Below are 12,099 nucleotides of genomic sequence, written 5' to 3'. Positions count from 1 at the left end.
TCACACGGCGGCGCTGTGTTCTTGGAACAGCGCATGGGCCCGCACCCAGACGGGCGAGGCATCTTCCGCCAGTGCCGAGAGCGTCGGCAGCAGCTGCGCGGCGTAGTCTTCAGAGCTTTCCAACGGCAGCATCGACGGCAGGTTGTCGATCGCGGTGACATCCAGAGGTGGGGTGTCATGCACGCGTAACGCGGGCTCTTCCCATGTGGTCGCGCGGTCATAGACCGGCACGGGGTTGAAGTCGCTGTCGGGATCGCAAGCGATATCGCCGATCACCCGCAGCGCGCGATCCCTGTCCAGCGCGCTTTTGGGCACGAAAACCGGTGTCTGCGGCCCCGCCAGAATGCAGTTGAAAAACAGCACATGCTGCAAAATCTCGGGGAAGGGGCCGCCGTGGGCGGTCTCCTTCATATCCCACCCGGTGACCTTGATCCCCAGACGGCCGCAAAGATCGGCGGCACCGCTGCCCACCCGACCAAGTGCACCGATGACCAAAGCGTCGGGCGTGGCGAGCCCGTCAATCTCTGCCGCGAGGTCGCGGGTCAGCGCATCGGCGTTGGGGTAGGGGGTGATGGGGGCGACAGCTTGCCCACGGGTCTGCGCGGCCCAGCATTTGACGGCCACCGCCGCCCCCGCGAACCCCGCCCAATAGCCAAAGGCGGCGACGCGTCGGCCGGTCTCGTCGGTCAGATACTCAAGGTCCAGCAAGGTGCCGCCGCCCGCCTTGAAACGTTGTAACAGGATACGCCCCGCCGATTGGCCCTTGTAGGTGTGACCGAACATGATGTGCCGGTGCACCAGCGGTGTGCCGTCCTCTGGCAGTTCCTTCAGGCCAAAGATGATCGCATCGGCAGGCGCGTCGGGCCAGCTGTTCTGTGGCGCGATGGTGCAGCCCGTGGCCGCATAGGCATCGGTCGCGATCGCGCGGCTGTCCGAGGCTTCGACGGTGACGCGAAACCCCTGCGCCATCAACGCGGTAGCCCCTTCGGGTGTGATGCCGACGCGGGTTTCATTGTCGCGCTGTTCGGCGCGAACCCATAGATGTGGCGCGGTCATAGCATCCCCTTGTCTTTCACCGCTGCCACGCTGGCGCGGGCGGTCATCTGCTGCATGAATGTCGTGATCTTGGGGTAGGCCGCCGTATCCACGCCGTCGCCCTCAAGCCAGTTGCACACGACGAACAGATAGGGATCGGCAAGGCTGAAATCGTCGCCCAACACATAGGGCCCGTGCAGGATATCGCTTTCGACAAAATCGGCACAGGCGGCCATGGTTTCTGGTACCTGAGCCGTCATATCCTCGAAGCTGGATTGTTGTTTGGCCCACCGCGATCCGCGCATCTTGTGGGCATGGGCGACATGCATGGTCGAGGCGAGGTAGTACATCGCGCTGCGCATCTGTGCGGCGGCGGTCGGGTCCGTGGGGACCAGCCCGGCTTTGGGCGCAATGGCAGCGACATAGTCCAGCAGCGCACCGGTTTCGGTCAGGATCGTATCATCCTCAAGCCGCAGCGCAGGCACGCGTCCCTTGGGGTTGATCGCCAGATATTCGGGTTTCGTCTGCTCTGCCGTGGCGAAATCGACGCGCACCGGCTGATAGGGCAGGGCGGCTTCTTCGATGGCAATCGCCACCGCGACAGAGATGGTTCCGGGCGTAAAATATAGCGTAAGCATCGTTTTGCCTTTCAGATATGGGTCTGCGCGACACGGCGTGCGGGGGTATCCAGATGGGGCACCGCGTTGAAGAGCACCGGCGACCAGTGGCCGCCAATGGGGAACAGCCGGTGCATCGACGTGTGCATGATCGCCAGCGCGATGCGCGACATGGCCGGAATGCCCAGCCCCATCGCCTGCGCCATCACCATCGAGATCAGTCCCCCAGAGGTCACGACCAGCGCCGGCCCGTCCCCGTCCGAGATCTCTGATAGCACGGATTTGATGCGCCCTTCGAAATTGGCGTAGCTCTCGGGCGGGTTTTCGAGTTTGTCGCTTTTCCACGTCTCGAACACCAGCGGCAGGTGGTTGGTGAACCCGCCCTGTTCCGTGGGGAAAGGGATGCCGTGCTGCTGCTCCATCATGGTGGCGAGGGTGAAATACTCAAGCTCGTTCAGCCGCGCGTCGCGTATCGGTTCAAGCCCGGTGTTCATCCCCTCTGCCGTCTCGATATGGCGGCGCAGCGTGCCGGTATACAGCCGCGTGTGGTGGGTTTCGGACTGGCGCAGGTGGTCGCCCAGCCAGGCGGCCTGTTCGTGGCCAAGCGGGCTTAGCTTGTCATAGCTGATTTCGTCCTTGGCCTGGGAATTTGCCTGACCGTGACGGATGAGGGTAATGTGGGACATAGCGCGCCTTTTTCTGTTGCGCCATTGATAGGCAAGCCATGCGCGGGTGGAAAGCCTGCCCGCCCCTCGCATGTCGATTTTTTGCAAGCGGCCCCCCGCGTCGCGTATCGGAAACGCCGGTGGCGCAAAAACGGGGCAGGGTGTCGGGAATATGACTGCCGTCGCATGCGTGCCCTGCCTATACTGCGGGGCGGTAAGGAGGGTTCCCCATGGCGGATAAGGTAAAATTCACGCTCGACGGCGAAGAGGTCGAGGCCGACACCGGGCTGACGATCTGGGAAATCGCCAATGGGCGCGGTCTGAAAATCCCGCATCTGTGTTTCACGCCTGAGCCGGGGTATCGCCCCGATGGCAACTGCCGTGCCTGTATGGTCGAGATTGAAGGCGAACGCGTGCTGGCCACCTCCTGCCTGCGCGAACCGAGCGATGGTATGGTCGTCACCACCAACAACGCGCGCGCCGAAAATGCCCGCAAGATGGTGATGGAACTGCTGGTCACCGATCAGCCCGCCCCCGAAGTCGCCCACGATAAATCCAGCCACCTGTGGGACATGGCCGCAATGGAAGGTATTTCGGAAAGCCGCTTCCCCAAGCTGGAAGAGGGGCGCATCCCGTTGCTCGACGACAGCCATGTGGCGATGCGTGTGAACCTTGATGCCTGTATCCAGTGCAACCTGTGTGTGCGCGCCTGCCGCGAGGTGCAGGTCAATGATGTGATCGGGATGGCCGGTCGCGGGCATGACAGCTATCCGGTGTTCGACATGGCCGACCCGATGGGCGCGTCCTCTTGTGTGGCGTGCGGTGAATGTGTGCAGGCCTGCCCGACGGGGGCGCTGATGCCCGCCACGGTGGTCGATGATGCGCAGGTGGGCGACAGCGCCGACTTTGATAGCGAGGTCGACAGCATCTGCCCGTTCTGCGGTGTGGGCTGTCAGGTGTCGTTGAAGGTCAAGGACGGCAAAATCAAATATGTCGAGGGCATCAACGGTCCCGCGAACGAAGGGCGGCTTTGCGTCAAAGGGCGCTTTGGTTTTGACTATATCCACCATCCCCATCGTCTGACCAAACCGCTGATCCGTCGCAAGGACGCCCCGCCCAAGGGGTTGAACGTGGACCCGGGCAATTGGCAAACCCACTTCCGCGAAGCCACCTGGGACGAGGCGCTGGATTTCGCTGCGGGCGGTATGAAAAAGATCGGCGGCGCGGGTGTGGCGGGCTTTGGGTCAGCGAAATGCACGAACGAAGAAGCCTACCTGTTTCAAAAGATCATCCGGCAGGGCTTTGGTCATAACAACGTCGATCACTGCACGCGGCTGTGTCATGCCTCGTCAGTGGCCGCTCTGATGGAGAATGTCGGTTCCGGTGCCGTCACCGCGACCTTCAACCAGATCGAAAACGCCGATGTTGCGATTGTGATCGGCGCGAACCCGACCGAAAACCACCCCGTCGCGGCGACCTTCTTCAAGCAGTTCGCCAAGCGCGGCGGCAAGCTGATCGTGATGGACCCGCGCGGCCAAGCGCTGAAACGGCACGCGTCACATATGCTGCAATTCCGCCCCGGCACCGATGTATCGATGTTGAACGCGATCATGCATGTGATCGTCGAGGAAAAGCTATACGACCAGCAGTATATCGAAGCTTACACCGAAAACTGGGAGATCGAGAAAGCCCACCTGAAAACCTTCACCCCTGAAAAGATGTCCAAGATCTGCGGCATCGACGCGGAAGTGCTGCGCGATGTGGCGCGGACCTTTGCGGGGGCGAATGCGGCGATGATTTTCTGGGGGATGGGTATTTCGCAGCACATCCACGGCACCGATAATTCGCGCTGCCTGATCTCGCTTGCGCTGATGACGGGGCAGATCGGGCGACCCGGTGCGGGGCTGCATCCGTTGCGGGGGCAGAACAACGTGCAGGGCGCGTCTGACGCGGGGCTGATCCCGATGTTCCTGCCCGATTACCAGCCGGTGTCCGATGATGGCGTCCGCTCTGCCTTTACCGAGGTGTGGCAAAGCAGCGATTTCAGCAACAAGAAGGGCCTCACCGTGACCGAGATTATGGACGCGGTGCATGACGGGGATATTCGCAGCCTCTATGTGCTGGGTGAAAACCCGGCGATGTCCGACCCCGATGTGGAACACGCCCGCAATGCGCTGGCCAAGCTCGATCATCTGGTGGTGCAGGATATCTTCCTGACCGAGACCGCGAATTTTGCCGATGTGATCCTGCCCGCTAGCGCCTTTGCGGAAAAGTCCGGCACGGTGACCAATACCAACCGACAGGTGCAGATGGGCCGCCCCGCGGTGCCGCCGCCCGGCGACGCGAAAGAGGATTGGTGGATCGAGGTTGAACTGGCCAAACGTCTGGGGCTGGGCTGGACCTACACCGACCCGAGCGAGGTTTTTGCCGAGATGAAGCTGAATATGTCGTCTCTCAATAACATCACTTGGGACCGGTTGGAGAGCGAAGGGGCCGTGACCTACCCGTCCACCAGCCCCACCGATCCGGGGCAGGCGATTGTCTTTGCCGATGGCTTCCCCCGACAGGACGGACGCGCACGGTTTACCCCCGCCAGCATTATCGCGCCTGACGACGCGCCGGATGACGACTATCCGATGATCCTGACCACGGGCCGGCAGCTTGAACATTGGCACACGGGGTCGATGACGCGGCGGTCCTATGTGCTTGATGGGCTGGAGCCCGAGGCGAACTGTTCGCTCCACCCGTCTACCTTACGCAAGCTGGGGGTAGAGCCGGGGGCCTATATCCGACTCACGACCAAGCGCGGGTCGATCGAACTGATGGCCCGCGAAGACCGCGCCGTGTCGCCCGATATGGTGTTCCTGCCCTTTGCCTATGTCGAAGCGGCGGCAAATATCCTGACAAATCCAGCGGTTGACCCTTATGGCAAAATCCCCGAGTTTAAATTCTCGGCCGTGAAAGTAGAGGCCGCAACAGCCCCCCAACCCGCGGAGTAACCATGCAGATCAACCCCGACCGCTTTCTCGCCGACCTTCACAAATTGCGCTCGTTCGGCGCAGCGGGGGTGGGCAAAGGGGTGGTCCGCCCGGCCTATAGCGACGCCGATGTCGCCGCGCGGGACTGGCTGGCCGATCAGATGCGCGATGCCGGACTGCGGGTTGAAATGGACCAGATGGGCAATCTTTTCGGCTTGGCAGATGGGCCGTCGCTGTTGATGGGGTCACATTCCGATAGCCAGCCCGAAGGCGGATGGCTGGACGGCGCGCTGGGCGTGATTGCCGCGCTCGAGGTCGCCCGCGCCGCAGCCGAGGCCAGCGGCCCCGCGATCTCTGTCGTGTCGTTTCAGGACGAAGAGGGGCGCTTTGGCGTCACCACGGGCAGCGCCGTTTGGGGCGGGCATCTGGATCAGGCCGCTGCCGATGCGCTGACCGATCATGCGGGCGTGACCCTTGGTGACGCGCGTCAGGCCGTGGCGCATCTGGTCACGGGCGAGGTGTCGCCCGATCTGTTCACCGGCTTTGTCGAGTTGCATATCGAACAGGGGCCGACGCTGGATACCAGCGGCGAACAGATTGGCGTGGTCACCGATATCGTCGGCATCCGCGACATGAAGATCGCCTTTGACGGGCAGCAGAACCACGCGGGCACCACACCGATGCATCTGCGCCGCGATGCGTTTCAGGCGGTCTCTGCCTTCAATGCCGCGTTGAATGACCGGCTGCGCAATGTCGTCACACCGCAAACCGTCTGGACCATCGGCCATGTTGCGCTGCATCCCAATGCATCCTCTATCGTGCCGGGGCGTGCGGTGTTTTCGATGCAGTGGCGCGACGCGGATGCGGACCGTCTGGGCCGGATGGAACAGATCATCCGCGACACCGCCACCGAGATCGCGGCGCAGCAGGGGCTGGCGGTCAGCTTTGGCACAATGCTGGGGCTGGAACCCGTCGCGATGGACCCGGCCCTGCGCACCGCGCTGGAAGCTGGCGCGGAAGAGGTCGCGCCGGGAAACTGGCGCAAGATGCCGTCAGGGGCGCTGCATGACGCGACCAATGTGTCGCGCAAAATGCCGGTGGCGATGCTGTTTGTGCCGTCGATCGGGGGGCTGTCCCATACTTTCGAGGAAGACACGGAGGAGGCCGATCTGCTGGCCGGTGTTCAGGTGCTTGCCCGCGCTGTGACGCGGCTGGGGTCAGTGACGTAGATAGCCGCGACGCTCGGCCCGTGTGCGATAGCGGTCTGCCATTTTTGACGCCTCGCGCAGGTTACCGAAACACTGGATCACCGCTTTGGGCTGGCCACCTGCGACGCCCCATTCGCGCAGGACAGAGACTTCGCTGAACAGGTTCATCGCGATTTCGACGCGATAGAACAGCCGTCTCTGGGCGGGGTTGGTCCTGTACAGCAAGCATTCGATCATGGGTAGAATCTAGCGGGCCAAGGGGCAGGCGCGCAATAAAAAACGGCAGCGCCCGAGGCAGAAAAGACAGCGGTGCCATCTGTGGCGGCAGGTGGCAACGCGTGGCTCAGGCCACGGTTTTGCGCAGGGTGATGCTGGTGGGGCGGTCAAACCCCGCGTGCGCTGTGCGGGCATATTCGTGAAAGCCGAGCGCGCGAAAGGTGGCGTGATTGTCCAACAGCTCCACCCGCGTTTGCAGCTCCAGCTGGCCAAGGTGCAGGGCACGGGCGCGGCTCTCGGCGTGGGTGATCAGATGGCGTGCCAGCCCCAGTCGCTGATGGCTGGGGGCGACGCAGAGCTTGCCCAGATACAGAACGGCCGGTTTCACACTCAGCACCACACAGGCCACGGGTGGTGCGCCGATCGCCCAGATTTCATCCCTATCTGCCGTGGCTTGCAGCGAGGGCAAAGTGGTTTGGCCAAGCGAGCTTGGCGGGTCAATGCGCCCCTCCATATAGGCAAAGCAGTCGCGCATCAGATGCAGCACGTCGCCCAGATGGGGACTGTTACCGCTGATGCGACGGGGGGTCAGCTCCATGTGACGTCGCCCAGAAAGATGTAGCCCGCGCCATAGATCGTCTTGATCAACTGCGGGTTTTTGGGGTCTTCGCGCAGTTTGGTCCGCAGCCGCGAAATCCGCACGTCCATCGCCCTGTCAAAGCTTTCAGAGGCGACGCCGCCAAGGCTCGACTGCATCTGCGCGCGGCTGAGCAGACGTTTGGGCGCGTCCAGAAACAGGCGCAGCACCTCCCCCTCCGCGTGGGAGAAGGGGGTTTCGACGCCGTTTTCATCCTCAAGCGCGTAGCGGTCGAAATGCGCCTTCCACCCGCTGAACGCAGCGACGGTGCCGGCTTGCGGCGTGGGTTTGGCGCTGCGCAGACGGGCACGGATACGGGCGACGACCTCTGCCGGATCAAAGGGCTTGATGATGTAGTCATCCGCGCCAAGTTCCAGCCCCGTGACGCGGTCCTGTACCTGTGCGCGGCCCGAGATGATGATCACGATGGCCCCTTGTTCCAGCGCCAGACGATGCACCAGCGTCAGCCCGTCTGAATCCGGCAGGGACAGGTCCACCAGACAGACATCGGGGGTGTGGGTCGCCAAGGCGGCCTCGAACGCGCGGGCGCGGCTGAACGACAGCGTGTCAAAGCCCGCTTCCTCTAAAGCGTCGGCGAGAAGCGTGCGGATTTCGGGTTCATCGTCCAGAATGGTGACGAGGGGGCGGGTCATTGGGCGGCACTCTCTTTCGGGGCAATCAGCGCGGTCAGATCCGCAATCTCGAAGGGTTTGCGCAATACGGGGGCAAGGGTTTGCGCCTCGAGAAACTGGGCATCATCGGGCGGGAGCGAGGTCATCAATACCAGCGGCGGCGCATCGGCGGGTAGGCGTTTGACAAGGTCCAGCCCCGTCGCCTCGCCCATAAGCTGGATGTCTGACAGGATCAGCGCGATGTCGGGCAGATCGGCCAGCAGGGCGGTGGCTTCATCCGCGCTGGCGGCTTCGATCACGGAATGGCCCAGCCCCATCAACATGTCTCGCACCAGCGCGCGCAGGTCATCGGCGTCTTCGACCAGCAGGACCAGACCGGTGGTGGCAGCCACGGCGGGGCGGTAGGGCAGCCGCATGGTCACCTGCGCGCCATGGGCCGTATTGCCAAGGCGCAGATCGCCCCCCGCCGATTTCACCATGTCATAGACCATCGGCAGCCCCAGCCCCGATCCTTCGGCCCCTTTGGTCGTAAAAAACGGATCAAACCCGTGTTCCAGCGCCGAGGGCGAAAATCCGGGGCCGGTATCGCGCAAGACCCATTCGATCCATGTGTCATGGACCTGTCGTATTTCGAGCGAGATCGCCCCCGCAGCCCCGCAGGCATCGCGGGCGTTCAGGATCAGGTTCAGCAACCCGTCCTGCACCAGACCGCTGTCCAGCAGTACGGGGGTGTCATCCATCTGGTTGTCGATGCTTAGCGTCATGCCCTTGGGCAGGGTGGGGCGCGCGATCAGGGTCAGATCTTCAAGCAGCCGCGGGATATGGGTCGCAGTCGGACGCAGCGTGCGCGCGCCTGTCATATCGGCAATAGAGCTAAGCAACGTGCCGCCCCGGCGCGCCGCGGCAAGGGTACCTTCGATGAGGGGGGCGGCCTCTGCCGGTTGGCCGTCCAGCCGCCCCAGCCGGGACTGCAGGCCAAGGATGATCGTCAGCAGGTTGGAAAAATCATGCGCCAGCCCCGAGATCACCTGCGCCGCGATTTCGCGTCGTCGGGTCTGCTGCATGGCGACACGGTTCTGGGTTTCCTCGGTCACATCCATCGACAGGATATAGACCCCGCCGTTTGTATCGGGGGTGAAGGCGCCGCGGATGCGCCGGGCGCTCATCTCGTCCGTGAATTCGATCACCGACGGCTTTCCGGCAAAGGCTTGGGTGAGCGAGGGGACAATAGAGTCGTAGGCCTGCTGCCCCAGAACCTCTGCGATATGGCGGCCGATCAGATCCGCGCGCCGCCCCGGCATGACAGAGGCCAACCGCCGGTTTGAATAGGTGTAACAGGCGTTTGCATCCACATGGGCGATATGGGCCGGCATCATTTCTGTGGTCAGCCGCGTGCGGGCTTCGGACAGGGTGAGCTGGCGTTTTGCCTCCTCCAGCGCGGTGTTCATCGCGGCAAGTTCGCGGTTGGTGGCTGACAGTTCTTCGGCGTGGGCCAGCACCTGCCCCGACAGGGCATCAGACCGGGCGCGCAGCAGTGCCTCTTGCTGTTTGGTGCGGGTGATGTCGGTGTAGACGGTGACCCAGCCGCCTTGGGGCAGGGGGGAGCCTTCGACCGAGATGGTGCGGCCATTGGCGCGGGTACGTTCCATGTAATGGGGTTCAAATGCGCGGGCCTGTTCCACCCTTTCGGCCACAAAATGCGCCACGTCGTCCACGTCACCGTATTCACCCAACTGTGCCAGCAGGGTGATCGTTTCCTGAAAGCTCGCACCGGGGGTGACCAGCGCTTTGGGGAGGTCGAACATCTGCTGGAACGGTGCATTACACAGCACCAGCCGCAAATCCGCGTCATAGATCGTCAGCGCTTGCGCGATCAGGTTCAGCCCCGCAGCCGTCATGAGTTTTGTCTGGTGATCGTCGATCTGCATGCAGCCTCCCCCCGCGGCAGACTGCACCATCCCCACAGCGCCGCCAAGCGCAACCTTGGGAAATCACGCCTGTTACAATTCGTTAGAATTGAGAAATCATTAGGTAAAAGTTGACGCAGAGCATCAGGTCAACATCATGGTGTGACATCAGAATCGCACCAGCGATCGACCTGCCGAAAAAGAGCAGGGTTTGGGAGGAAGACATTTGGCTCACACGCTCGTGAGCGCCGACGGACCGCAATCGGTTCCGGCGCTGCTGCATCGTAATGCAAAGCAATTTGCGAACGCGCCTGCGTATCGCGAAAAGGAATATGGCATCTGGCAAAGCTGGACGTGGGCACAGACCCGCGACGAGGTCGAGGCGCTTGCGCTTGGCCTGCTGGAGCTTGGCGCGAACGAGGGTGATTTTATCGCCATCATCGGCCGCAACCGTCCCTATCTCTATTGGGCCATGATGGCCGCAGAGATGGTCGGTGCCGTGCCTGTGCCGCTGTATCAGGACGCCAACGCCGAAGAGATGGCCTATGTGCTGGATCATTGTGGCGCGCGTTTTGTGATCGCCGGTGATCAGGAACAGGTCGACAAGGTGCTGGACGTTCAGGATCAGCTGACCCAGTTCGAGCGTATGGTCTATCTTGATCCACGCGGAATGCGCAAATACGACCACGCCGCGCTGGACCAGTATAGCGCCGTCCAGGACATGGGCCGCAAGGCACGCGACAAGCACATCAAAGAGCTTGAGGCGCGTCAGGCCAAGCTGGACTACGACAGCACGGGCGTCATGCTTTATACCTCTGGCACCACGGGCAAGCCCAAAGGTGTGGTGCTGAGCAACCGCAATATTATCGAGACGGCCAAATCCTCTTCCGCTTTCGACAAGCTGCGTCAGACGGACGATATTCTGGCCTATCTGCCGATGGCCTGGGTGGGGGATTTCATCTTTTCCGTCGGGCAGGCTCTGTGGACAGGCTTCTGCACGAACTGCCCTGAAAGCGCGGACACGATGCATGTGGACCTGCGCGAGATCGGCCCGACCTATTATTTCGCCCCGCCGCGCGTGTTCGAAACCCAGCTGACATCGGTGATGATCCGGATGGAGGACGCGAGCCGTTTCAAAAAGTGGCTGTTCGACAAATTCATGGCCCATGCCCGCAAGGTGGGCCCCGCCATTCTGGACGGTAAATCCGTAGGCGCAATGGACCGTGCGAAATACGCCTTGGGCGAGCTGATGATCTATGGCCCGCTGAAAAACACGCTCGGCCTCAGCCGCGTGCGCGTCGGCTATACCGCGGGCGAGGCGATCGGGCCCGAGATTTTCGATTTCTACCGCTCGCTCGGGATCAACCTGAAACAGCTTTATGGCCAGACCGAAGCCACCGTCTTTATCACCGCGCAGCCCGATGGCGAAGTGCGCAGTGACACGGTCGGCGTGACCTGCCCCGGCGTGGAACTGAAGATCGCCGAGAACGGCGAAGTCTTCTACCGCAGCCCCGGCGTTTTTGTGGAGTATTACAAGAACCCCGAAAGCACCGCCGATACCAAGGATGCCGAAGGCTGGGTCGCGACAGGCGACGCGGGCTTTATCGAGGAAGGCACCGGGCATCTGCGCATTATCGACCGCGCCAAAGACGTTGGCAAAATGGCCAATGGCAGCCTGTTCGCGCCGAAATACGTGGAAAACAAGCTGAAGTTCTTCCCCAACATCCTTGAAGCGGTGGTATTCGGCAACGGACGCGACGCATGCACCGCATTTATCAATATCGACCTGACCGCGGTCGGAAACTGGGCGGAGCGCAACAACATCGGCTATGCGTCCTATCAGGAACTGGCGCGGCATCCGCAGGTGATGGACACGATCCAGAGTCATGTGGAAGAGGTCAACGCCTCTATCGCAGAAGACGAAATGCTGTCGGGCTGTCAGGTGCATCGCTTTGTTGTGCTGCACAAGGAACTTGATGCCGACGACGGAGAGCTGACGCGCACGCGCAAAGTCCGTCGCAAGGTCATCGGCGAGAAGTTCGACGATATCATCACCGCGCTCTACGACGGGTCGCCCTCTGTCAGCACGGTTACTGAAGTGACCTATGAAGACGGGCGCAAGGGGTCGATCTCGGCCACGCTGGAGGTACGCGATGCCAAGGTGTTCGCAGACACCCGCAAGATGGCCGCGCAATGAGCATGAC

General features: G+C 62.2%; 10 protein-coding genes. 3 read left to right on the top strand and 7 right to left on the bottom strand.

Translation table 11 applies throughout. The features are described from left to right. From ABM428_RS00305 to ABM428_RS00295, 3 genes are read right to left on the bottom strand one after another with little or no spacing between them, the layout of a single operon-like run. Positions 1 to 1,056, bottom strand: a complete 1,056-nt coding sequence (locus tag ABM428_RS00305; RefSeq protein ID WP_132997890.1) for a saccharopine dehydrogenase — start codon at positions 1,054 to 1,056, stop codon at positions 1 to 3. Further along, complete coding sequence (locus ABM428_RS00300) at positions 1,053 to 1,673, bottom strand: glutathione S-transferase family protein (protein ID WP_132997891.1); 621 nt, start codon at positions 1,671 to 1,673, stop codon at positions 1,053 to 1,055. Before ABM428_RS00300 ends, ABM428_RS00305 begins: the two co-directional genes overlap by 4 nt. Positions 1,674 to 1,684: 11 nt before the next feature. Continuing rightward, positions 1,685 to 2,338 carry a histidine phosphatase family protein gene (locus ABM428_RS00295; protein WP_132997892.1) on the bottom strand — a complete coding sequence of 218 codons (654 nt, stop codon included), beginning with the start codon at positions 2,336 to 2,338 and terminating at the stop codon, positions 1,685 to 1,687. A 209-nt stretch (positions 2,339 to 2,547) separates the two neighbouring features. Here ABM428_RS00295 and fdhF point away from each other — a divergent pair, with 209 nt between their 5' ends. Next, positions 2,548 to 5,316: a formate dehydrogenase subunit alpha gene (gene fdhF / locus ABM428_RS00290; RefSeq protein ID WP_353628048.1), complete on the top strand. Its 2,769-nt coding sequence runs from the start codon at positions 2,548 to 2,550 to the stop codon at positions 5,314 to 5,316. A 2-nt stretch (positions 5,317 to 5,318) separates the two neighbouring features. Then, positions 5,319 to 6,524, top strand: coding sequence for a Zn-dependent hydrolase (locus tag ABM428_RS00285; RefSeq protein WP_353628047.1), 1,206 nt, complete (start codon positions 5,319 to 5,321; stop codon positions 6,522 to 6,524). Here ABM428_RS00285 and ABM428_RS00280 read toward each other — a convergent pair. The 4 genes from ABM428_RS00280 to ABM428_RS00265 all read right to left on the bottom strand — a co-directional run bounded on the left by ABM428_RS00280 (position 6,513) and on the right by ABM428_RS00265 (position 9,916). Beyond that, the gene (locus ABM428_RS00280; protein WP_005850193.1) at positions 6,513 to 6,740 is read right to left on the bottom strand and encodes a WGR domain-containing protein; all 228 of its coding nucleotides are present in this window, start codon (positions 6,738 to 6,740) and stop codon (positions 6,513 to 6,515) included. The two genes, ABM428_RS00285 and ABM428_RS00280, sit on opposite strands and share 12 nt — an antisense overlap. A gap of 106 nt (positions 6,741 to 6,846) precedes the next feature. Beyond that, positions 6,847 to 7,317 (bottom strand): N-acetyltransferase, encoded by a 471-nt coding sequence (locus ABM428_RS00275; protein WP_037965213.1) that lies wholly within the window; start codon positions 7,315 to 7,317, stop codon positions 6,847 to 6,849. After that, the gene (locus ABM428_RS00270) at positions 7,308 to 8,009 is read right to left on the bottom strand and encodes a response regulator transcription factor (protein ID WP_132997895.1); all 702 of its coding nucleotides are present in this window, start codon (positions 8,007 to 8,009) and stop codon (positions 7,308 to 7,310) included. Before ABM428_RS00270 ends, ABM428_RS00275 begins: the two co-directional genes overlap by 10 nt. Further along, positions 8,006 to 9,916, bottom strand: coding sequence for a PAS-domain containing protein (locus tag ABM428_RS00265; RefSeq protein ID WP_132997896.1), 1,911 nt, complete (start codon positions 9,914 to 9,916; stop codon positions 8,006 to 8,008). The genes ABM428_RS00270 and ABM428_RS00265 overlap by 4 nt, the downstream gene beginning before the upstream one ends. 205 nt (positions 9,917 to 10,121) lie before the next feature. On the opposite strand from ABM428_RS00265, the gene ABM428_RS00260 reads away from it, so the two are divergent. Then, positions 10,122 to 12,092, top strand: a complete 1,971-nt coding sequence (locus tag ABM428_RS00260; RefSeq protein ID WP_165934338.1) for an AMP-binding protein — start codon at positions 10,122 to 10,124, stop codon at positions 12,090 to 12,092. The last annotated feature ends 7 nt before the right edge of the window (positions 12,093 to 12,099 follow it).

It is taken from the genome of Sulfitobacter sp. TCYB15, assembly GCF_040435955.1.
GTDB classification, from domain to species: Bacteria; Pseudomonadota; Alphaproteobacteria; order Rhodobacterales; family Rhodobacteraceae; genus Sulfitobacter; species Sulfitobacter pontiacus.
Note: the sequence above shows the minus strand (reverse complement) of the source record. Positions and strands in the feature narration are given on the sequence as shown.

What these genes read in the sequence shown, in the direction of transcription:
- ABM428_RS00305 (WP_132997890.1), bottom strand. Translation starts at nt 1,056, where the DNA reads ATGACCGCGCCACATCTATGGGTTCGCGCCGAACAGCGCGACAATGAA.
- ABM428_RS00300 (WP_132997891.1), bottom strand. Translation starts at nt 1,673, where the DNA reads ATGCTTACGCTATATTTTACGCCCGGAACCATCTCTGTCGCGGTGGCG.
- ABM428_RS00295 (WP_132997892.1), bottom strand. Translation starts at nt 2,338, where the DNA reads ATGTCCCACATTACCCTCATCCGTCACGGTCAGGCAAATTCCCAGGCC.
- fdhF (WP_353628048.1), top strand. Translation starts at nt 2,548, where the DNA reads ATGGCGGATAAGGTAAAATTCACGCTCGACGGCGAAGAGGTCGAGGCC.
- ABM428_RS00285 (WP_353628047.1), top strand. Translation starts at nt 5,319, where the DNA reads ATGCAGATCAACCCCGACCGCTTTCTCGCCGACCTTCACAAATTGCGC.
- ABM428_RS00280 (WP_005850193.1), bottom strand. Translation starts at nt 6,740, where the DNA reads ATGATCGAATGCTTGCTGTACAGGACCAACCCCGCCCAGAGACGGCTG.
- ABM428_RS00275 (WP_037965213.1), bottom strand. Translation starts at nt 7,317, where the DNA reads ATGGAGCTGACCCCCCGTCGCATCAGCGGTAACAGTCCCCATCTGGGC.
- ABM428_RS00270 (WP_132997895.1), bottom strand. Translation starts at nt 8,009, where the DNA reads ATGACCCGCCCCCTCGTCACCATTCTGGACGATGAACCCGAAATCCGC.
- ABM428_RS00265 (WP_132997896.1), bottom strand. Translation starts at nt 9,916, where the DNA reads ATGCAGATCGACGATCACCAGACAAAACTCATGACGGCTGCGGGGCTG.